14 protein-coding genes and 2 pseudogenes are annotated in these 21494 nt (G+C 64.1%); 4 read left to right on the top strand and 12 right to left on the bottom strand.

Annotated features, from left to right (window positions below; genetic code table 11):
- From B4L76_RS14085 to B4L76_RS14105, 5 genes are all read right to left on the bottom strand, one after another.
- Positions 1–243, bottom strand: a 243-nt coding sequence (locus tag B4L76_RS14085; RefSeq protein ID WP_296233315.1) for a hypothetical protein, incomplete at its 3' end; no start/stop codon positions are given.
- A 21-nt stretch (positions 244–264) separates the two neighbouring features.
- Positions 265–1047, bottom strand: coding sequence for a T6SS effector BTH_I2691 family protein (locus B4L76_RS14090; RefSeq protein WP_296233321.1), 783 nt, complete (start codon positions 1045–1047; stop codon positions 265–267).
- Positions 1044–2009 (bottom strand): hypothetical protein, encoded by a 966-nt coding sequence (locus B4L76_RS14095; protein ID WP_296233322.1) that lies wholly within the window; start codon positions 2007–2009, stop codon positions 1044–1046. The genes B4L76_RS14090 and B4L76_RS14095 overlap by 4 nt, the downstream gene beginning before the upstream one ends.
- 164 nt (positions 2010–2173) lie before the next feature.
- On the bottom strand, positions 2174–3079 hold the full coding sequence (locus B4L76_RS14100) for a LysR family transcriptional regulator (RefSeq protein WP_296233323.1): 906 nt from the start codon (positions 3077–3079) through the stop codon (positions 2174–2176).
- 62 nt (positions 3080–3141) lie between these two features.
- Complete coding sequence (locus B4L76_RS14105) at positions 3142–6072, bottom strand: aminotransferase (protein ID WP_296233324.1); 2931 nt, start codon at positions 6070–6072, stop codon at positions 3142–3144.
- Between the two features lie 225 nt (positions 6073–6297).
- Between B4L76_RS14105 and B4L76_RS14110 the strand changes: the two genes are divergently transcribed.
- From B4L76_RS14110 to B4L76_RS14120, 4 genes and pseudogenes are all read left to right on the top strand, one after another.
- A complete protein-coding gene (locus B4L76_RS14110) occupies positions 6298–8079 on the top strand; it encodes a bifunctional diguanylate cyclase/phosphodiesterase (RefSeq protein WP_296233325.1) in 1782 nt (593 codons plus the stop codon).
- A gap of 123 nt (positions 8080–8202) precedes the next feature.
- A pseudogene (locus B4L76_RS24360) lies at positions 8203–8682 on the top strand (PAS domain-containing protein); the annotation flags it as partial.
- A 99-nt stretch (positions 8683–8781) separates the two neighbouring features.
- Positions 8782–9219: pseudogene (locus B4L76_RS24365) on the top strand (methyl-accepting chemotaxis protein); the annotation flags it as partial.
- A gap of 87 nt (positions 9220–9306) precedes the next feature.
- On the top strand, positions 9307–11496 hold the full coding sequence (locus tag B4L76_RS14120; protein WP_296233327.1) for a TonB-dependent receptor: 2190 nt from the start codon (positions 9307–9309) through the stop codon (positions 11494–11496).
- Between the two features lie 74 nt (positions 11497–11570).
- Here the strand turns inward: B4L76_RS14120 and B4L76_RS14125 are convergent, their stop codons facing one another.
- The 7 genes from B4L76_RS14125 to gloB form a co-directional block, all read right to left on the bottom strand.
- Complete coding sequence (locus B4L76_RS14125; RefSeq protein ID WP_296233328.1) at positions 11571–13178, bottom strand: ABC transporter ATP-binding protein; 1608 nt, start codon at positions 13176–13178, stop codon at positions 11571–11573.
- Position 13179: 1 nt separating this feature from the next.
- Positions 13180–14199: an ABC transporter permease gene (locus B4L76_RS14130; protein ID WP_170030782.1), complete on the bottom strand. Its 1020-nt coding sequence runs from the start codon at positions 14197–14199 to the stop codon at positions 13180–13182.
- Between the two features lies 1 nt (position 14200).
- On the bottom strand, positions 14201–15274 hold the full coding sequence (locus B4L76_RS14135; protein WP_296233329.1) for a microcin C ABC transporter permease YejB: 1074 nt from the start codon (positions 15272–15274) through the stop codon (positions 14201–14203).
- A gap of 1 nt (position 15275) precedes the next feature.
- Positions 15276–17111, bottom strand: coding sequence for an extracellular solute-binding protein (locus B4L76_RS14140; RefSeq protein ID WP_296233330.1), 1836 nt, complete (start codon positions 17109–17111; stop codon positions 15276–15278).
- Positions 17108–18934, bottom strand: a complete 1827-nt coding sequence (locus B4L76_RS14145; RefSeq protein WP_296233358.1) for an extracellular solute-binding protein — start codon at positions 18932–18934, stop codon at positions 17108–17110. Before B4L76_RS14145 ends, B4L76_RS14140 begins: the two co-directional genes overlap by 4 nt.
- Before the next feature lie 180 nt (positions 18935–19114).
- Positions 19115–20545 carry a lytic transglycosylase domain-containing protein gene (locus B4L76_RS14150; RefSeq protein WP_296233331.1) on the bottom strand — a complete coding sequence of 477 codons (1431 nt, stop codon included), beginning with the start codon at positions 20543–20545 and terminating at the stop codon, positions 19115–19117.
- Positions 20546–20645: 100 nt separating this feature from the next.
- Complete coding sequence (gene gloB, locus B4L76_RS14155) at positions 20646–21425, bottom strand: hydroxyacylglutathione hydrolase (RefSeq protein ID WP_296233333.1); 780 nt, start codon at positions 21423–21425, stop codon at positions 20646–20648.
- Positions 21426–21494 lie beyond the last annotated feature (69 nt).

Raw genomic sequence — 21494 nt, forward strand, 5'->3', positions numbered from 1 at the left:
GCGGGCTTCCTGCTGTTTGCGCGCGATGTTGCGTTCGCTCCTTGCCTCGATGTCCACCGTCGGCAGAGGCGCCTTGCCGGCCAGCGCGCTGTGGTTCCACTGCTCGACCTCTAGCGCCTCGCGCTGTGCATCCTCGACACCCTGCGCGGCGGCGGTGGCGGCGTGCAGCTCGCGGATGCCCAACAGCGCCTGCGAGGTGAAGTACTCGAAGTGCCGCTGCGGCTGCGCGCGCCACTCCTGCATGCGCTGTACCCAGCCCGTGCGCTACGCGTTCAGCTCCATCACCATGCCGACCGGGTCGGGCACTGTCAGCGCCAGTATGCCGTTGGGCAGTTGCTCGCGCTGGATGGCGTTGCGCACCTGGACGCGGGTTTCGTGCCAGCGCCCCAGGCGGCTGTAGAAGCCATGCACGCTGGCATACCTGGCGGAGGAAAACGTCGAGAACTCCAGCACATCCTCCAGGCCGAAGCGGAAGCTGTCGGTCATGGCGATGCCGATGCTGGCGGGGTCGTTGCGCGCGGTGTCCAGGTCTACCTCGACAAAGCGGGCGAGGGTGCCCGGGTCGCCGCTGGCGATGCCTTGCCGGTAGCGGTCGAGTACCACCCGCGGCCAGGGGTCGTTGGCGAAGGCGATCCAGGCTTTGCGGTAGAGCAGGGTATCGATGTTGATGAACGAGGCGATGACGTCATGGCCCTCGGTGGCGCACCACTGGGGCACTGGCCTGGGTGGCGCCAGGGGCATCTGCGACACCGGGAAACGCTTAAGGGTCCCGGCTGCCGCAACCTCGTAGGCTTGCCAGATTTCCTGGTCGAGCAGCACGTAGACGTAACCCTGGCGCAGCAGGCGCAACTGGTCGGTGTGCATCGGGTGGAAAGTGATCTCGCTGTCGTCCGCCAGGCGATAGGGGCGCTCGGTATCCGGGCGCGGGGCATAGGCTTGGCGCAGCAGCAGGATCGGCAGGCCGGAGCGTTCGCAGAAATGACAGCGCCCGTAGGTATTGGGAATCTCTTCCTGCATGGCGATGTGGATGGCTTTGCTGATGCTCATGAGTAACTCCTTGCCTGCGGCAAAGCCGCGACGATGTGTGCCCAGGTGCGGTCGTCGTAGCTGGCGAAGCGAACTGCCAGGCGTCGCTCGCCGGCAGCCGCCTGGGCCACATCGCGCTGGATGGTCGGGTGCTGCAGGAGCAGTGGGTGGATCATGAGCAGGTGCAGGCACATGCACTGGATATCGGCGCGGTCGCGCAGGCCCTGCTTGAAGGCCTTGAGGATCAGTTTCATGGCATGCGCGGGCGCGTTTTCTGGCAACCCTGTCGAGCCTGCGAAGCGCCAGGGAGCCCAGGTTTGCCGCATGCCATTCAGGCGTTGCCAGGCAACGAGCAGTTGCATGATCTGCGGTGCGACGTGCTGGGTCGCCCTCGCGGCTTCCGGGACGACCAGGTCGCCAGCCGACGGTTGCCGTTCAAACACCGTGCAACTGCCACTGCCATCCGGGTGTAACCAGCTACGAATGGGCCCGAGCACCTCGGCTGCGTTTTTCATGGTTTCGCGCAGCAATGCCAGGCGCACAGGCTGGAACCAGGCCGTAAGGCCATGCGGTGGTGGTTGGTGCAATACATGGCATTGCTTGTTGATATGCCGGGCGATGTGTTCGGCCGGCTGATCGCTGAGCAGCCAGCCACACACATGGTGCCTGGTGGCGGTTGCCTCACGTACGGCGCAAGTCGCACTGAGTGCGGCCAGCGCTGGGGGCACTGAGCCAGGTTTGGCGAGCTGGACCAGGGCTGGCCAGTATTGCGGGTCCTGGACCAGCCCGGAGCAGTCGATACGGGTTACGGCTTCACTGCCTAGCGCGTCGATGAGGGCGGGAATGCTCAAGGGGTGCTCGGGCGGACACCCGGCAGAAGGGTCGAGCAGAAGATAGAGCGCCTCTTCTGGACTGCGCTGCCGGGTGGCGAAGTCATGGAGGCGCTGTGGGTAGCGAGTGGCCGTTTCAGCCTGGCTCTGCATGTGAAATTCCTTTTCGGCTAGTGCACCTTGAATGGCGTCTGCTGGGAGGGCAGAACACTAGCGAGGAATGAATTCGCAGAGGAGGTTTGGGCGTCCCAAAAGCTTGTAGGAAGTTTCGCTTCTTGCGTTTTCAATGGTCTTGGAGGCTGCCGACCCAGCCACGATCAGGCCCGAGGCGGCTCCTTCTCGAACAGCTGGCGCATGACCTCCAGGTAGCGCCGCGCACCCAGCCCCAGCGGGCGCGGCTTGACCCAGATGATGTCGACCCACAGGCGCAAGCGGCTGGCCATGTTGTCGAAGCGCACTTCCGCCAACGCACCCGAAGTTATCAGCGGATCTACCAACGGCTGCGGCAGGTAGGCCCAGCCCAGGCCGGACTGCACCAGGTCCAGCGTGGCCAGGTAGCTGTCGGTCAGCCAGATGCGCCGCGACAGCACCATGCGCGGGTCCGAGCCGGTGGCCTTGCCCGAGGCCACGATGATCTGCCGTTGTTCGGCGAAAGCCTCTTCGGGTAACGGTGCGCCACGGTTCTGCCCGGCGGGATGGCGTGGTGAAGCCACCGCCACCAGCAACTGGCTGCCGGCTTCAAGGAACGACTCACGCTCGTCGATGCCGGGCCGCTCGAACACCAGCGCCAGTTGCACGCTGCCGTCATGCAGCAGGCGAATGGCCTCGGTCTGGGTGGCCGAGCGCACCTCGATTTCCAGGCTGGGGAATTCCTCGGCGAGGATTTCCAGTGGTTGGCTCCAGCGGCCGGTCTGCAGCTCGGGCGCCATGGCAATGCTCAGGCGTTTTTCCAGGCCTTTGTGCAGCTGCAGGGCCTGCGCGTCGAGCAGGTTGAGCTGGCACATCACCTGCCTGGCCTGGGGCTCCAGTGCCAGGGCGGCACTGGTGGGCAAGGCCTTGCGCGTGGCCCGGTCGAACAGTACCAGGTCGAGCTCCGCTTCCAGCTGGGCGATCGCCATGCTTACGGCCGAAGGTACGCGCCCCAGCTTGCGCGCGGCGGCGGAGAACGAACCCGCCTCCAGCACGGCGAGGAAGATAGCCAGGGAGTCGCTGCTGAAGGCCATGTCGGCAAACCTGATGAACGGGCCGGAAATTATGACTGCTCGCCGGCCCGCTTGACAGCCCCTTACAAGCCTTCGCCCAGCACCCGGTCGATGCTGTCGACAAAGTAGTCGACGCTTGCCCGGGTAGTGCACATCGGTGGCTTGATCTTGAGAATATTCAGGTAATCGCCGGTCGGCTGCATGAAAATGCCCAGGTCACGCAGGCGGTCGCACAGCGCCATGGTTTCTTCGGTGGCGGGTTCGAGCGTTTCGCGGTCGCGCACCAGCTCCAGCCCCAGGTAGAAGCCCGAGCCATGCGCGGCGCCGGCCAACGGGTGCTTGTCTACCAGTGCCTGCAGGCGTGCCTTGAAGTAGCGCCCGGTGTCGCGGGCATTGTCCCACAGGCCTTCCTCCTGCATCACGTCCAGTACCGCCATGCCGATGCGGCAGCTGACCGGGCTACCGCCGGCCGAGGAGAAGAAGTAGCCCTCGGCCTCCAACGCTTCGGCAATTTCGCGGCGGGTGATGACCACGCCCAGTGGCTGGCCGTTGCCCATGCCCTTGGCCATGGTGATGATATCGGGTACCACGCCCTGTTCCTCGAAGCCCCAGAAGTACTCGCCCAGGCGGCCATAACCGACCTGCACTTCGTCAGCGATGCATACCCCGCCACGGGCGCGTACCTTGGCATAGGCTTCGCGCAGGTAGCCGGCCGGCAACGCAATGCCCCCGGCGTTGCCATATACCGGCTCGCAGATGATGCCTGCCAACTGGCGGCCACGGGTGTCGAGGTCGGCCAGCTTGGCGTCGACATCGCGCAAGTACTGCGCGGCGCTGTCGGCACCGCGGAAGCGGCCGCGGAAGGTGTTCGGCGCCTCTACCGGATGCACCCAGTCCGGACGGGTTTCCAGAGCCTGCGGGTTGTCGGCGATCGAGGTGGAGATGGCATCGGTGGCTACCGACCAGCCGTGGTAGGCTTCCAGCACGCTGAGTATGTCGCGTCCGCCGCTGTAGGCCCAGGCCAGGCGAATGGCCAGGTCGTTGGCTTCGGTGCCGCTGTTGACCATGAACACCCGGTCGAAGCCTGCGGGAGCCAGCGCCAGCAGGCGTTCGGAGAACTCGGTGATGGCCGCGTAGTGGAAGCGCGAGTTGGTGTTCAGCAGCGACCACTGCCGCGCTGATTCGGCGACCATGCGCGGGTGGCCGTGGCCCAGCACGGCGACGTTGTTGAGCATGTCCAGGTACGAGCGGCCGTGCATGTCGATCAGGTAGTTGCGCCAGCCGCGCTCGATATGTGGCGGCTGCGCGTAGTAGTGCTTCTGCGAGCGGGCGAAGCTGGCATCGCGGCGGGCCAGCAGGGCCTGCGGGTCAGGCAGCGGTTCGGCATCGCAGTCAAAGCCCAGTAGCGCCGCCGGCGATGGGCACAGGGCCAGCCAGGCTGGCGCATGGGAGGGGGTGGCAAAGAACGGCGGCTGGATGCTGCTGTCCAGGCACAACTGGACGCTGAGAAAGCCACAGCTGCTGCCCAGCGACTGGCCTTTTTCCACCACCTGGCCATCGTCGGGGATACCTTCCAGACCTTGCAGCCACAAGGTCCAGTGTGTGCTGCGCAGGCAGCCACGGCTGTCGCCGTGGCGCTCCCAGGTGCCGCTTTCCGGCGCATGCACAGGGCTGCCCGTGGGCACATGCAATTCGACGCCGAGGGCGCAGGTAGCGGGCTCCTCGGGGCGGTCGATATGGGTTTGCGACAGGCGATACTGGCCGTGCAGGCTGCAGGCCGGGGCCGGCTGCAGGCTCAGCAGGTGCCGGTCGAAGCCTGGTTGTTCCCAGTTGCCCGCCTGGTAATGCACGCTGAGCACGCCGAGGTCTACGCGAGTGACGGGCTGGCCATTCAGCTCCGGGAGCAGGGGCGCGCAGGTGCTCAGGTCAGGCGTGGCAGGTTGCAGCCCCGCCGCTTGGAGGATGGCCGCTTCCATCAGCGCGAAAGGTACAGCAGTGGCGGTGTCGAAGATTTCCCATTCATGGGCGATGTTGGCGCGGATGTACTGGTTGTCCGGGTCGACGTTGAGCTGCTGCTCGCTGCTCAGCACCAGCACGGCGGCGCGGTTGACCACCAGTGGCCAGAGGGCGCGTAGCTCGGCTTCACTCAGTGGGTTGAGCGCCTGGTAGGCGTGTACGGCCGGCAGGACGCGCAGCGGGTCACCTTCTGCGTGGTGCAGCAGCGCCGCGCAGGTTACCGACAGGTCGGCGATACGCCAGGTACGCAACAGGTCGCCGAAATCGATCACGCCCTGCAGCTGCCATTGGCGCGCAGCGTCGCGGGCCCAGACCGCATTGTCGTCAGTGATGTCCAGGTGCACGGCCTGGGCCGGCAGGTGCCCGACCAGCGGGGCCAGATGCGCGGCTGCCACGGCGCTGGCCTGTTCGATGCGCGCGCGTCGTGCGGGGTCGGACAGTACCGGCAGCAGGTGCTGGATCAGGGCCTGGGCATGTTGCGGGTCCCATTGCAGGGTACGCGCCAGGCCTGGGTGGTCGAAGCCGGCGAGGGCTTTGTCCAGCCTGGCGCAGAGACCGCCCAGCTCGGCCATCAGGTACGTCGGCATGTGCCCGAGGCGGGTCAGCGGCTCGCCTTCGATGTAATCGAGCAGGCGCATGCGCAGGGCCTGGCCGTCCACGTTCACTTCCCGCAACGCCTGGCCATCGTTGGCCGGATGCACGGCCGGCACCGGCAGGCCCTGTTCGCGCAGGTAGGCCAGTGCTGCATGTTGAGCTTCAAGTTCCACTCGCGCATAGCTGCTGTGGCAAGCCTTGAGCACGTACCTGCCTTGGGCTGTGTCGACCCGCAGGTTCAGGTCTTGTTGGCTGCCCATGGCCGACAGTTCGCCGGCAAACCCGTAATGGGCCAGCAGCAGATCGTTGGCCTGGCACGGGTCGAGCGTCGGGTTTGGCAGGCTGGAACGCTGGGCCAGGATGTCAATGACGGAGGAAGCGGGCGTTACTGGCTGGGTGGGCATGGCTCTACCGTGTTCGCTGGGAGGACGGTAGAAAATTTATGCGGGTTTTGATTGATGATGAAAGACGATAATCGTCAATTTTCCTGATGACTGCACCATCACCCGGTCGGTCCTTGATCGAAAAACCTATACAATACTTGTACAAATGCTTTGTCTTGTACATATATTGGGTGTAGCGTAGTGCTATTACTTTGTAGGCTCCCCGTGTGGGACAGGTGAAACGACATGAAGGTTGCGCCCGTTTCGACCAACGAGCAGGAGCGCCTGGCCACAGTTGCCGAATGGTGTGTGCAGCATCACGAGCAGAGCGGTGAGTTGCGTGCGCTGGTAGAGCTGGCCCGGCATTACTTTTCGGCACCCATCTGCCTGGTTTCGATTGTCGGTGCATGTCAGCAATGGTTCACCGCCCGCGCTGGCCTGGAGATAGCGGGCACGGCCCGGGATGTATCGTTTTGTGCCCATACCATCTTGCAGGCGCAGCTGCTGGAGATACTCGACGCTGCTGCCGACCCGCGCTTCGCGGATAACCCCCTGGTTACCGGTGAACCGGGCATTCGCTACTACTGCGGTGCGCCGCTACGGGTCGAGCAGCAGGTGGCGATCGGCAGCTTCTGTATCATCGACACCGCATCGCGCGCAGCGCTGAACGACGCTCAGCGCGGGATGCTGTTGGCGTTCGCCGACATGGCCATGCAGATCATCGCCGGCATGCGCCGCAACAACTTTCACGACCAGGCTACAGGGCTGTTCAACCGACTGAAGCTCGAATGTGATGTCGGCGCGGGGCTGGATCGCGGCCAGTCGATGACACTGCTGGCCGTCGACATCATGTCGGCAGAGGCGCTGAGCGAGCTGATTCGCGGGCTGGGCTACAACTTTGCCCATGACTTGACCTTGCAGGCCAAGTCGCGCATCGCCAGCCAGTTGGAAAGCGGCTTGTCATTGTACAAGATCAGCCCCACCCGGTTCGCCGTGCTGCTTGAGGATGCAGCTGCTGTCCTGCCGCTTTGCCAGCGCATCCTCCAGGCGCTGCAGGCGCCTGCCCAGTGTCACCAGATACCCGTGCTATTGGACGCAGGCATCGGCATCGCACCCATCACCCCGCTGGAGGATGACCGCAACAGCCTGGAGTGGCTGCGCCGCGCCGTGGCCGCTGCTGACACGGCACGGCGCAGTGCGGGGCGTCATGCCTGGTACCAGACCGGAGTGGACGCGGCCCAACGTCGCGCGTTCATGTTGCTCACATCGCTGGCGCAGGCGTTGCACAGCGAGGATGAACTGAGCCTGCATCTGCAGCCGCGGGTCGAGCTGCCCGGCGGTGAGTGCCGTTCTGCCGAGGCCTTGTTGCGCTGGCGCCACCCGCTGCTGGGCGACGTTTCGCCCGGCGAGTTCATCCCGTTGGCAGAAAAAACCGCACTGATGGCCAACCTCAGCCTCTGGGTCATGCGTGCCGTGCTGCGCATTTTGCAGTGCACCCGCGACCTGCAATTCAGCGTCAGCTTCAACGTCACCGCGCGGGACCTGGAAAGCGCGACGTTCATGGACACCTTGCTGGCCGAACTGCAACGCCAGGCTGTCGAGCCGGGCCGCGTACAGCTGGAGTTCACCGAAAGTGTGCTGATAGAGCAGCCCGGCGAGGTGCAACAGCAATTGCAACGTGCCAGCCAGGCCGGCATTGCTGTTGCCATCGACGACTTCGGCACCGGTTACAGCAACTGGGCCTATCTCACTCGCCTTCCGGCCTCGCTGGTCAAACTGGACAGAAGCCTTGTGCAGCGGTCCGCGCGTGGTGCCAAGGAGGCCTTGCTGGTGCAGTCGGTCGTCAGCCTGGCCTGCAGCCTGGGTTACCAAGTGACCGCCGAGGGTATCGAAACGGCCGAGCAGCTTGCCCAGGCCAAAGATTGGGGCTGTGCGGAGGCGCAGGGCTACCACATTGCCAGGCCGATGCCTGTCGAGGTGTTCCGGCAGTGGTACTGCCGCACCCGGTTGGCAGGCCCGGCGGCCTGATCATCTTGTCATTACGTAGGTACTTCCATGTTCAATCGGCAACTCAAAGCCGCGCTCGCCGAGCGCGATGCGGAAATACTGAGCCTTCGCCAGCGTCTGGCCCAGATCGAACAGGGACCTTTCATGAGGCTGGATGCCCAGGGCCGCGTGCTGGAACTCAACCCGGCGTGCGCTGCCGCCCTGGGCGCAGAGCCCGGCAGTGCCGTTGGCCAACCGCTGGCGCAGTGGCTGCCGACCCCGGCCCAGCAGGGCCAGGCACTGCTTGACGCGCTGCTGCGTTCGACTGCGGTGATCCAGTTCGGGCTCGATGGCACGGTGCTGGATGCAAACCCGATGTTTCTCGATGCCATGGGCTATCGGCTCGAGCAGGTGGTGGGCAGGCATCACCAGATGTTCTGCAGCGCCGCACAGGCCAGCAGCCCTGACTACGCTCTTTTCTGGCAGACGCTCAATACCGGCCGCTATGTGGCGGGTCGCTTCTGCCGCCTGGACCGGCAAGGCCGGGAGGTCTGGCTGGAAGCCAGTTACAACCCGGTCACCGACGCCCGGGGGCGCCTGGTGAAGGTGGTCAAGTTCGCCTCGGTGGTGACTGACCAGGTGCGGCGGGAGGAGGAGGTCAAGCGTGCCGCGCAGATGGCGCTGGATGTTTCTCGCAGCACCGACGCCGGTGCCAGCGAAGGCGTGGCGGTGATGCATGCCATGGAGCAGACCATGCACGACGTGGCTCGCCAGATGCAGGCTGCGGGTGTCACCATCAGCGCGCTGGGCGAGCAATCGACCAGCATCAGCGCCATCGTGCAGACCATTGGCGGGATCGCCGCGCAGACCAACCTGCTGGCACTCAACGCGGCCATCGAGGCGGCACGTGCCGGCGAGCAGGGCCGAGGCTTCGCAGTGGTGGCCGATGAGGTCCGCAAGCTGGCGGCGCGCACCAGCACGGCCACCGCCGAGATCGATGCCGTGGTCGCGCGTAACCAGGTCCTGGCCAGCCAGGCTGTCAGCGAGGTCGAGCGTAGCCGGAAGGAGGCGGCCAGCGCATTGCAGTTGGCGCTCCAGGCCGGTACGGCCATCAGCGCCATCCAGGCCGGGGCACGCAAGGTGGTGGATGCGGTAGAGCGGGTGAGCGAAGACCTGGGCTAGACATGGCGGCGGGGTGGCCAGATTTGCCTTATGTGTTTGCGAAGCATTAGCATTAGCAAAATCATTGATCTTGCCCCGGAACCCGACATGCCTTCGCCGCTACCGTCACGGCCAGCTCTGCTGGCGTTCTGCTGTTTCGTCCCGTTGCTGGCCCACGCTGGCGAACCGATCCAGCTGGAGGCTACCGACATCAATGCCGATGCCCTGAAGGCGCGGCCAGGCGCAATGCCTGAGGCGTTCGCCGGCGGGCAAGTGGCCCGTGGCGGGCAGATGGGGGTGCTGGGCAACCAGGACTACATGGATGTGCCTTTCACGATGACCAGCTACACCGCCAAGCTCATCGAAGACCAGCAGGCCGAAGACATCGGCGACGTGCTGGCCAACGACCCTTCGGTGCGCGAGTCGTACGGCTTTGGCAACCAGTCCAAGGTGTTCGTGATCAGGGGCTTGCCGCTGGCCGGTGATGACATCTCCTTCAATGGCCTGTACGGCATCCTGCCGCGCCAGATCATGTCCACCGATGGCGTGGAACGGGTCGAAGTGTTCAAGGGGCCGAACGCTTTTCTCAATGGCGTCAGCCCGACCGGCACCGGCCTGGGCGGCAACGTCAACCTGCAACCCAAGCGCGCCGAAGACTTGCCGACCCGCCGCTACACCCAGGACATCAGCGCCGATGGCCGCATTGGCGAACACCTCGATATCGGCCAGCGCTTCGGTGAAGACAACCGCTTCGGCGCGCGCCTGAACCTCAGCCAGCGCGAAGGTGAAACAGCGGTCGACGATCAGGACCAGCGCACCAAGCTGTTTACCGCAGGCCTTGACTACCGCGGCGACAATTTCCGCCTGTCGACCGACATTGGCTACCAGAAGCAGCGTATCAACCACCTGCGCAACTCGGTGCGCCTGGGCAGCACAACCACCAGCCTGCCGACCGCACCGGATGCCAGCCACAACTATGGCCAGGCCTGGAGCTACAGCGAGTCGGAAGACACCTTTGGCATGGCGCGCGGCGAATGGGACCTGAACGACAACTGGACGGCCTACCTGGCCGGCGGTGCACGGCATACCCGCGAACACGGCACCTATGGCACGCCGGTGCTGGTCGGCAACAGCGGTGCGGCGACGATTACCCCTTCCGATATTGTCCATGGTGAAGACAACACCAGCTTCAGTGCCGGCCTCAATGGCCGGTTGCAGACCGGAGCAATCAGCCACCAGGTCGCCGTGGGTGCGAACACCCTGTGGACCCAGGCGGAGAACGCCTACACCTTCTATTCGCCGATCAGCACCCACCTCTACGACACTGTGCAGCAGGCCAAGCCGAGTAATGTCACCAGCACGGGTGGCGAAATGGGTGACCCAGGTGTCACCGGCAAGACCCGCGCTCGCAGCATCGCGATTTCCGATACCGTCGGTGTATTCGACGACCGCCTGTTGCTGACCTACGGGGTACGCCGCCAGCAACTGCGGGTGGAGAGCTACAGCTACGATGGCACCACCTCGCAGGGCAACGTCAACCCAGCCAATGACGGTAGCCGCCGGGGCGACCCTTACGACAAGTCGATTACCACGCCGGTATACGGCATCGTATTCAAGGCGACCGACAGTATTTCACTGTATGCCAACCGCATCGAAGGCCTGGCTCAGGGGCCGACGCCGCCAGCCAATGTATCGAATGCCGGTGAAATGTTCCCCCCCGGTCGCACCAAGCAGCTTGAAGCCGGTATCAAGCTCGACCGGCAGAACTTTGGCGCGAACCTGGCCGTGTTCCGCATCGAGAAGCCGTCGGACGGCTACACCTTGAACAATGTCTTCATCCGCGACGGCGAACAGGTCAACAAAGGCCTGGAATTGAGCCTGTTCGGCGAGCCCGTCGAAGGCCTGCGGCTGATGGCCGGTGGTACCCGCATGAGCTCGGAGCAGAAGAACACCGCCAACGGCAGTAACGACGGCAACCACGCCATCGGTGTGCCGACCTTCCAGCTCAATGCCAGTGTCGACTGGGATGTACCGGGTGTGCCGGGGCTGGCGTTGAATGCACGCATGTTGCGCACTGGCGGCCAGTACGTGGATGCCGCGAACAACGTCAGTCTGCCGACCTGGAACCGTTTCGACATCGGTGGTCGCTACACGCTGAAAGTAGCGGAGAAAGACCTGACCTTGCGGGTCAACGTGGAAAACCTGACCGACAAGAACTACTGGGCTTCGGCCAATGGCGGCTACCTGACCCAGGGCGATCCGCGGCTGGTGAAGTTCTCCGGCACCATCGATTTCTGAGTGGCCGAGCGGGGCGGGCGATCCGCAGCAGTTTGCACCGTGCCAGGGCGGGACCCCGCCCTGGCAGTGGTTGGCTACGACGCCTTCACCTGTAGAAACGCCGCCTCCAGCAACTGCCGGGTATACGGATGTTGCGGCGCGTGGAAGATCGCCTGCGCGTCCCCTTGCTCAACCACCTGGCCGTGCTTGATCACCATCAACTGGTGGCTCAGCGCCTTGACCACCGCCAGGTCATGGCTGATGAACAGGTAGGTCAGGTTGTACTTCTGCTGCAGGTTGCGCAGCAGTTCCACTACCTGGCGCTGCACGGTGCGGTCCAGCGCCGATGTCGGTTCATCCAGCAGGATCAGCGCCGGCTTCAACACCAGGGCCCGGGCAATGGCAATGCGCTGGCGCTGGCCACCGGAAAACTCATGTGGGTAGCGATGCCGGGTGCGCGGGTCCAGACCGACTTCCTCCAGCGCAGCAATGATCGCCGCTTCCTGCTCCTGTGGGGTGCCGATGCGGTGAATGCGCAGCCCTTCACCGACGATGTCCGCCACGCACATGCGCGGGCTCAGGCTGCCGAACGGGTCCTGGAACACCACCTGCATTTCCCGCCGTAATGGCCTGACTGCCTTTTGGTTGAGGCATTCGAGCTGTTGCCCGTGGAAGCGAATCCCGCCCTGGCTGGCAATCAGCCGCAGGATTGCCAGGCCCAGCGTCGACTTGCCCGACCCGGACTCGCCGACAATTCCCAGCGTCTGCCCCTGCGGCAGGCTGAAGTTGACACCGTCCACGGCCTTCACATGGTCGACCGTTCGCCGCAGCAAGCCTTTCCTGATCGGGAACCACACCTTGAGGTCGTCCACTTCAAGCAACGGCGCGCCCACCGGGTTGTGCGCCGGCAGCCCGCTGGGCTCGGCATTGATCAGCATCTGCGTGTAGTGGTGCTGCGGGGCGCTGAACAGCCTGGTGCATTCAGCCTGCTCGACGATCTGCCCGCGTTGCATCACGCACACCCGGTGGGCGATGCGCCGCACCAGGTTGAGGTCGTGGCTGATCAGCAGCAGGGCCATGCCCAGGCGCGCCTGCAGTTCCTTGAGCAGGTCGAGGATCTTCAGCTGCACGGTCACATCCAGCGCCGTGGTCGGTTCGTCGGCAATCAGCAGGTCGGGTTCGTTGGCCAGCGCCATGGCGATCATCACCCGCTGGCGCTGCCCGCCCGACAACTCGTGGGGCAGGGCCTTCAAGCGCTTGCGCGGCTCGGGGATACCGACCATTTCCAGCAGCTCCAGCGTACGTGCCGTCGCTTCCTTGCCGCTCAGGCCCTTGTGCAGCAGGAGAATCTCGTTGATCTGCTTCTCGATGCAGTGCAACGGGTTCAGCGAGGTCATCGGCTCCTGGAAGATCATTGCAATGCGGTTGCCGCGGATGCGCTGCAGGCTCTTCTCGTTCTGCTGCAGGAGGTCCTTGCCCTCGAAGCGGATGCTGCCGCTGGGGTGGCGGGCGAGGGGGTAGGGCAGCAGACGCAGGATCGAGTGCGCGGTCACCGACTTGCCCGAGCCGCTCTCGCCGACCAGGGCCAGCGTCTCACCCTTGCGGATATCGAAGCTGATGCCATCCACCACGCGGTTGACCTGCTCCCCGGTGACGAACTCCACGGCCAGGTCGCGCACTTCGATCAGGTTCTGTTCACTCATGTCACTTCCTCGGGTCGAAGGCATCGCGGGCGGATTCGCCGATGAACACCAGCAGGCTCAGCATCAGCGCCAGCACGGCGAAGGCGCTGATGCCCAGCCATGGCGCCTGCAGGTTGGACTTGCCCTGGGCGACCAGTTCGCCCAGCGACGGCGCGCCTGGCGGCAGGCCGAAACCGAGGAAGTCCAGGGCGGTGAGGGTGCCGATGGCGCCGGTGAGGATGAACGGCATGAAGGTCATGGTCGAGATCATCGCGTTGGGCAGGATGTGCCGGTACATGATCGCGCCATTGCGCATGCCCAGGGCACGGGCGGCGCGCACGTATTCCAGGTTGCGCCCGCGCAGGAATTCGGCGCGTACCACGTCCACCAGGCTCATCCACGAGAACAGCAGCATGATGCCCAGCAGCCACCAGAAATTCGGTTGCACGAAACTGGCCAGGATGATCAGCAGGTACAGCACCGGCAGGCCGGACCAGACCTCCAGGAAGCGTTGCCCGGCCAGGTCGACCCAGCCGCCATAGAAGCCCTGCAACGCCCCCGCGATCACGCCGACGATGGAGCTGAGCAGGGTCAGGGTCAGGGCGAACAGCACCGAAATGCGGAAGCCGTAGATGACCCTTGCCAGCACGTCGCGGCCCTGGTCATCGGTGCCCAGCCAGTTATCTGCCGACGGCGGCGCCGGGGCCGGCACGCGCAGGTCGTAGTTGATGCTCTGGTAGCTGAACGGGATCGGTGCCCACAGCACGAAACTGTCCTTTTTCGCCAGTAGTTCGCGGATGTACGGGCTCTTGTAGTTGGCTTCCAGCGGGAATTCGCCGCCGAAGGTGGTTTCCGGGTAGCGCTTGAACGCCGGGAAATACCACGCGCCGTCGTAGCGCACGGCAATCGGCTTGTCGTTGGCGATCAGCTCGGCGCCCAGGCTCAGGCCGAACAGGATCAGGAACAGCCAAAGTGACCACCAGCCACGGCGGTTGGCCTTGAAGCGCTCGAAGCGCCGACGGTTGAGGGGGGACAAGGCCATGTCAGTGCTCCCGGCTGGCGAAGTCGATGCGTGGATCGACCAGGGTGTAGGTCAGGTCGCCGATCAGTTTCACCACCAGCCCCAGCAGGGTGAAGATGAACAGGGTGCCGAAGACCACCGGGTAGTCGCGGTTGATGGCCGCCTCGAAGCTCATCAGGCCCAGGCCGTCGAGGCTGAAGATCACCTCGATCAGCAACGACCCGGTGAAGAAGATACCGATGAATGCCGAAGGGAACCCGGCGATCACCAGCAGCATGGCGTTGCGGAACACGTGGCCGTACAGCACGCGCGGCCGGCTCAGGCCCTTGGCCTTGGCCGTGACCACGTATTGCTTGTTGATCTCGTCGAGGAAGCTGTTCTTGGTCAGCAAGGTCATGGTGGCGAAGTTGCCGATGACCAGCGCAGTGATCGGCAGGACCAGGTGCCAGAAGTAGTCCAGCACCTTGCCGGTGGTGCTCAGTTCGTCAAAGTTGTTGGAGGTGAGGCCGCGCAGCGGGAACCAGTCGAAGTAGCTGCCGCCGGCGAACAGCACGATCAGCAGAATGGCGAAAAGGAACGCCGGGATGGCATAGCCGACGATGATCGCCGAGCTGGTCCACACGTCGAAGTGGCTGCCGTGGCGCACCGCCTTGGCAATACCCAGCGGGATCGACACCAGGTACATGATCAGCGTGCTCCACAGCCCCAGCGAAATCGACACCGGCATCTTCTCGATGATCAGGTCGATGACCTTGGCATCGCGGAAGAAGCTGTCACCGAAGTCCAGCCGCGCGTAGTTCTTGATCATGATCCACAGGCGTTCGGGCGCCGACTTGTCGAAGCCGTACATGCGCTCGATCTCGGCGATCAACGCCGGATCCAGGCCCTGGCCACCCCGGTAGTTGGAACCGGCCACCGACACTTCGGCACCGCCACCGGCAATGCGGCTGGTGGCGCCTTCGAAGCCTTCGAGTTTGGCGATCATCTGTTCGACCGGGCCGCCGGGGGCGGCCTGGACGATGATGAAGTTGATGATCAGGATGCCGAACAAGGTCGGGATGATCAGCAGCAGACGGCGCAGGATATAGGCCAGCATCTCAGTTGGCCTCGTCCGCTGGGGTTGTGCTGACCGCAGGCGTCACACCGGGCTTGATCCACCAGGTGTCGATGCCGATGTCGTACTTGGGCGATACCTTGGGATGGCCGATGTGGTTCCAGTAGGCCACGCGCCAGGTCTTGATGTGCCAGTTGGGGATCACGTAGTAGCCCCACAGCAACACGCGGTCGAGTGCGCGGCAATGGTCGATCAGGCTCTGGCGCGAATCGGCGTTGATCAATTGTTCCACCAGCTGGTCGATGGCCGTGTCGCGCAGGCCGATGAAGTTGCGGCTCCCGGGGTTGTCGGCGGCGGCGCTGGACCAGAACTCGCGCTGCTCGTTGCCCGGCGAGTTGGACTGCGGGTAGCCGCCGACGATCATGTCGTAGTCGCGTGAACGCAGGCGGGTGATGTATTGCGACACGTCGACCCGGCGGATGTTCAGCTCGATACCGAGGTCGGCGAGGTTGCGCTTGAACGGCAGCAGGATGCGCTCGAACTCGGTCTGCGCCAGCAGGAACTCGATGCTCACCGGCTTGCCCTGGGCGTCGACCATCTTGTCGTCGACGATTTTCCAGCCGGCTTCCTGCAGCAGCTTGTAGGCCTGGCGCTGCTGTTCGCGGATCATGCCGCTACCGTCGCTGACCGGATTGTGGAAGGCCTCGCTGAACACTTGCTCGGGCACTTTACCGCGCAGCGGTTCGAGGATTTTCAGCTCGCTGGGGCTGGGCAGGCCGCGGGCGGCCATTTCCGAGTTCTCGAAGTAGCTGCCGGTGCGGGTGTAGGCGCCATTGAACAGCTGCTTGTTGGTCCACTCGTAGTCCAGCAGCAGGCTCAGCGCCTGGCGCACGCGAATATCCTGGAACACCGGGCGGCGGATGTTGAAGATGAAGCCCTGCATGCCGGTGGGGTTGCCGTTGGGCAGCTCTTCCTTGATCAGGCGACCCTCGCGCACGGCCGGTACGTTGTAGGCGGTGGCCCAGTTCTTTGCGCTGACTTCCAGCGCATAGTCGAACGCTCCCGCCTTCAATGCTTCGAGGGCCACAGTGGTGTCGCGGTAGGAATCGAAGGTCATCACGTCGAAGTTGTAGAAACCGCGGTTGATCGGCAGGTCCTTGGCCCAGTAATCCTTGACCCGCTCGTAACGTACCGAGCGCCCGGCCTTCACTTCAGCGACCTTGTACGGGCCGCTGCCCAGCGGAATCTCAAGGTTGCCGCGGTTGAATTCGCGGTTTTCGTACCAGTGCCTGGGCAGTACCGGCAATTGCCCAAGAATCAGCGGCAGCTCACGGTTGTTCTTGTGCTTGAACCGGAACAGCACCTTCAGCGGGTCTTCGGCGACCACTTCGGCAACGTCGGAATAATACTGGCGGTACAGCGGCGCACCGTCCTTGATCAGGGCGTTGAAGGTGAATACCACGTCGTCGGCGCGCATCGGGTGGCCGTCGTGGAAGCGTGCTTCCGGGCGCAGGTAGAAGCGCACCCAGCTATTGTCCGGGGCCTTCTCGATCTTGCCGGCCACCAGGCCGTACTCGGTGAACGGCTCGTCCTGGCTCTGGCGCATCAGGGTGTCGTAGATGATGCTGATGTTCTCGGCCGACACGCCCTTGTTGATGAACGGGTTGAGGCTGTCGAAGCCGCCGAAGCTGGACTGGCGGAAGGTGCCGCCCTTGGGCGCGTCGGGGTTGACGTAGTCGAAGTGCTTGAAGTCGGCCGGGTATTTGGGGGGCTCGTCGTACAGGGTGAGGGCGTGTTGTGGTGCGGCCAGGGCGGGAAGGCTCAGGCAGGCAAGCAACAGGCTGCCGGCCAGCTGGCGCAGTCGGTGCGTTGGCATCATTGGGCTTTCTCCGAAGTCTTGATCCACCAGCTGTTCAGCCCGAGGGTGTAGGGCGGCGTGGTGACGAAGGCGAACCGGTTGCGGTAGGCCAGGCGATGATTGTCGAGGTACCAGTTGGGAATCATGTAGTACTGCCATGAGAGCACGCGGTCCAGGGCGCGGGCGGCAGCCACCTGGTCATCGCGGGTACGGGCGGCCAGCAGGGTGTCGAGCAGGTGGTCGACAACCGGGTCCCTGACCCCAGCATAGTTCTTGCTGCCCTTGGTCGTGGCCTGGCTGGAATGGAAGTACAGCCACTGTTCAAGGCCAGGGCTCAGGGTCTGGTTCAGGGTCATCAGGATCATGTCGAAGTCGAACTGGTCCAGACGCTGTTTGTACTGGGCACGGTCGACGGTGCGCAAGTGTGCATCGATGCCGATACTGGCCAGGTTTTCGACATAAGGTTGCAGGATGCGTTCAAGGTTGGGGTTGACCAACAGCAGCTCCATGCGCAGTTGCTGGCCCTTGCTGTTGACCAGGCGCTGGCCATCGAGTTTCCAGCCGGCTTCGGCGAGCAAGCCGAGGGCCTGGCGCAGGGTCTGGCGACCGATGCCGCGGCCATCGGTCTGGCTGACCTTGTACGGTTCGCTGAACAGCCTGGCCGGCAACTGGTCACGCAAGGGCGCCAGCAGCAGCCACTCCTTGCCGGTAGGCAGGCCGCTGGCGGTGAAATCGCTGTTGGGGTAGTAACTGGTCGAGCGGCGGTAGGCGCCGCTGAACAGCGCGCGGTTGGTCCACTCGAAGTCGAGCATCAACCCCAGTGCCTGGCGTACCCGTGGGTCGCTGAAGGTCGCCCGCCGGCTGTTCATGAACAGGCCCTGGGTCTGGGTGGGGATGCGGTGCGGGATCTGCGCCTTGATCACCTCGCCACGGCGCACGGCCGGGAAGTTGTAGCCGTTGGCCCAGTTCTTCGCCTGGTGCTCGATATAAATGTCGAATTCGCCGGCCTTGAACGCTTCGAAAGCCACCGTGGCATCGCGATAGAACTCATATTCGACGCGATTGAAGTTGTACTTGCCACGGTTTACCGCCAGGTCCTTGCCCCAGTAGTTCTTCACCCGCTCGAACACCAGCCGGCGCCCGGGCTGGACTTCGCTGATGCGGTACGGGCCGCTGCCCAGCGGCGGTTCGAAGGTGGTGGCCTTGAAGTCGCGCGTTTGCCAGTAGTGCTTGGGCAGTACCGGCATCTCGCCCAGGCGCAGGATCAGCAGCGGGTTGCCGGCGCGCTTGAACACGAAGCGGATGCGCAGCGGGCCGAGGATATCCACCCGCTGCACTTCCTGCAGGTTGGTGCGGTAGATCGGGTGGCCGTCCTTGAGCAACGTGCGGTAGGAGAACGCCACGTCTGCCGAGGTGATCGCCCTGCCGTCGTGCCAGCGTGCTTCCGGGCGCAGGTTGAATACCACCCAGCTACGGTCCTCGCTGTACTCCACCGAGCGTGCGATCAGGCCATAGCTGGAGGTCGGCTCGTCGCCGGACGGGTCGTACTGGCCAGTGCCGACCATCAGCGGTTCGTTCAGCTCGCTGATGCCATATTGCTGGAAATTGGGCGTGGTGACCGGGCTCGACCCTTTGAAGGTATACGGGTTGAGCGTGTCGAAGGTACCGAAAGCCATGGCCCGCAAGGTGCCGCCCTTGGGCGCATGCGGGTTGACCCAGTCGAAATGGGTGAATGTGGCTGGGTACTTGAGCGTGCCGAACTGCGCGTATCCGTGGCTTTCGCTCACCATCGCGGCTGCGGGAAAGCTCAAGGCCAGGCTGAATGACAGCAGGAGGGGACGTATCAAGTCGGCATCCGATCCAGAGGCGTTGGGCTTTGATCGGGGTACAGTAACAGCTTGGTGGGGTTGGAAAAAGAGTGCCGCCTTCGGGGATTGCAGGGGCCGCATCGGGTGCAAGCCCTGCGTAGTCCCGGTGGGCGCTGGCTTGCCGGCGATGGCGCGCGGAGCGGCCCCTGGGTTACATCAATGCGAGAGGTAGACGGTAAGGGTCTGGCCCGGCTTCAGGGCATGGCCACTGCGCGGGTTCCAGCGCTTGAGGTGCTGCATTTCGACGTTGAAACGCTTGGCCACCAGGTACAGCGAGTCGCCCTTGCGCACCTTGTATTGGGTGGAACGCTTGCCGGATGCCGCTACCCGGTTCGCAGCCGCACCTGGGGCATTGCCGCCACGCAGGGCCAGAACCTGGCCAGCGCGTACGCTGTTGCCTGAGAGCCGGTTCCAGCGCTTGATGTCCTTGACCGAAACGCGGTTGGCCTTGGCAATACTGCCCAGGTTGTCGCCGCGCTTGACCCGGTAGCTGCGCGCCGCCACCGGTGCACGGGCTTCCGCCACGGCACGGGCGAACACGGCCTTGTTCGGCTGCAGGCTGACCAGTTGCTCGGGCTTGAGGTTGGACAGGCTGTCGCTCAGCAGTTGCGCCTTTGCCGTCGGCACCAGCAGTTGCTGCGGGCCGTCCACGGTCATGCGTTTCTTGTACGCCGGGTTGAGCTGGATCAGCTCGTCTTCGTCGATGTTGGCGAAGGCCGCTACACGCGACAGGTCGAGACGGTCGTTGATGGCCACCGCCTCGAAGTAGGGTTCGTTGGCGATCGGGCTCAGGTTCACGCCATAGGCTTCCGGCGTCAGAACGACCTGCGACAGGGCCAGCAGCTTGGGCACGTAGTCGCGGGTTTCCTGGGGCAGCGGCAGGTTCCAGTAGTCGGTCGGCAGGCCGAGCCGTTCGTTGCGTTCGATGGCGCGGCTGACAGTGCCTTCACCGGCATTGTAGGCGGCCAGGGCCAGCAACCAGTCACCGTTGAACATGTCGTGCAGGCGGCTGAGGTAGTCCAGCGCGGCGTTGGTCGAGGCGGTCACGTCGCGACGGCCATCGTAGAAGTTGGTCTGGCGCAGGTTGAAGTGGCGGCCGGTGGACGGGATGAACTGCCACATGCCCGCAGCGTGGGCGCGCGAGTAGGCCATCGGGTTGTAGGCACTTTCGATGGCTGGCAGCAGGGCCAGTTCCAGCGGCATGTCGCGCTCTTCCAGGCGCTCGACAATGTAGTGCAAGTAAAGGCTGCCGCGCTCGCCGGCGGTTTCGATGAAACTCGGGTTGCTGGCGAACCACAGGCGCTGCTGTTCGATGCGCGGGTTGACGTCGATGTTGTCCTGCAGGGCAAAACCCTGGCGCATGCGTTCCCACACGTCCTGGGGCGGCTGCTCGGCCGGCTTGACCTGCAAGGGTGACGGCTTGTGCTTGATCCGTGCCTGGTAGTTGTGCGCGCGAACGCTATCGGATTCGTCGAGCTGACGGGTGCTCTGGCAGCCCACCAGGGTGGCGGCCAGGGCCAGCGCACTGATTTGGGCCAGGCGCGTCAGGGCGACGGAATGAGAGGTTCTGCGGCTACTTGAAGACATCGGCTGACACAGGTTTCCGGGCGAAAAATTTCGGCGATTCTAGAAACCGCTCCGGGCCGGGTCAACCGTTGAGCCTCGCTTGCGATATATCTTGGGGTTATCAGAAGGTGTCCTTCCAAGACCTCAAGGCAGCAAAAACAGCGACATGCGAGGGGTTTGTATGTCCCTTCCATTCGTCTGCTTTTTGTTTAACTAATGTTTCAGAGGTACGCAGGAAGGGGTTGGTCAGGCGTTCGAGGCCGATCGTTGATGGCAAGGTGATGCGATTTTCGGCACGCAGGCAGGTAACGTCCGCGAACCGTCGCAGAACATGCAGGTTGGCGGGTTCCACCGCCTTGGCAAAACGCAGGTTGCTCAAGGTATATTCATGGGCGCAGTACACCTCAGTGTGCTCAGGCAGCGCCGCCAGGCGGGCCAGGGCCGGCTGCATCTGCTCGGGGGTGCCCTCGAACATGCGTCCGCAACCGGCGGCGAACAGGGTGTCGCCACTGAACAGCACGGGGGTGGCCGGCTGGTCGCTGAAAAAAGCGATATGGCCGAGGGTGTGGCCAGGCACGGCCAGCACCTGGAAGGTCGTATCCAGTACCGTCACCAGGTCGCCGTCGTCCAGCGCCAGGTCACGGCACGGAATGCGCTCCCTGGCCGGGCCGCATACCCGTGCCCCGGTCAGCTGCTTGAGCCGTTCCACGCCGCCGACATGGTCATTGTGATGGTGGGTGACGAGGATGTCGCTCAGCACCCAGCCTGGGTGCGCCGACAGCCAGCCTTCCACTGGGCCGGCCGCTCCCGGGTCGACCACCGCGCAGCGGCGTTTGGCAGTATCCTGTAACAACCAGATGTAGTTGTCGGAGAAAGCGGGGAGAGCATCGATCTGTATCATGGTGCGGATCCGATTCGCCTAGCGTGGCACATGAAGGCATCTTAGCCGCGATGGCGCGGTGCGAGAACC

The organism is Pseudomonas sp. UBA4617 (assembly GCF_002386445.1).
Taxonomy (GTDB): Bacteria; Pseudomonadota; Gammaproteobacteria; order Pseudomonadales; family Pseudomonadaceae; genus Aquipseudomonas.

What these genes read in the sequence shown, in the direction of transcription:
- B4L76_RS14095 (WP_296233322.1), bottom strand. Translation starts at nt 2,009, where the DNA reads ATGCAGAGCCAGGCTGAAACGGCCACTCGCTACCCACAGCGCCTCCAT.
- B4L76_RS14090 (WP_296233321.1), bottom strand. Translation starts at nt 1,047, where the DNA reads ATGAGCATCAGCAAAGCCATCCACATCGCCATGCAGGAAGAGATTCCC.
- B4L76_RS14120 (WP_296233327.1), top strand. Translation starts at nt 9,307, where the DNA reads ATGCCTTCGCCGCTACCGTCACGGCCAGCTCTGCTGGCGTTCTGCTGT.
- gloB (WP_296233333.1), bottom strand. Translation starts at nt 21,425, where the DNA reads ATGATACAGATCGATGCTCTCCCCGCTTTCTCCGACAACTACATCTGG.
- B4L76_RS14130 (WP_170030782.1), bottom strand. Translation starts at nt 14,199, where the DNA reads ATGGCCTTGTCCCCCCTCAACCGTCGGCGCTTCGAGCGCTTCAAGGCC.
- B4L76_RS14100 (WP_296233323.1), bottom strand. Translation starts at nt 3,079, where the DNA reads ATGGCCTTCAGCAGCGACTCCCTGGCTATCTTCCTCGCCGTGCTGGAG.
- B4L76_RS14125 (WP_296233328.1), bottom strand. Translation starts at nt 13,178, where the DNA reads ATGAGTGAACAGAACCTGATCGAAGTGCGCGACCTGGCCGTGGAGTTC.
- B4L76_RS14150 (WP_296233331.1), bottom strand. Translation starts at nt 20,545, where the DNA reads ATGTCTTCAAGTAGCCGCAGAACCTCTCATTCCGTCGCCCTGACGCGC.
- B4L76_RS14110 (WP_296233325.1), top strand. Translation starts at nt 6,298, where the DNA reads ATGAAGGTTGCGCCCGTTTCGACCAACGAGCAGGAGCGCCTGGCCACA.
- B4L76_RS14135 (WP_296233329.1), bottom strand. Translation starts at nt 15,274, where the DNA reads ATGCTGGCCTATATCCTGCGCCGTCTGCTGCTGATCATCCCGACCTTG.
- B4L76_RS14105 (WP_296233324.1), bottom strand. Translation starts at nt 6,072, where the DNA reads ATGCCCACCCAGCCAGTAACGCCCGCTTCCTCCGTCATTGACATCCTG.
- B4L76_RS14140 (WP_296233330.1), bottom strand. Translation starts at nt 17,111, where the DNA reads ATGATGCCAACGCACCGACTGCGCCAGCTGGCCGGCAGCCTGTTGCTT.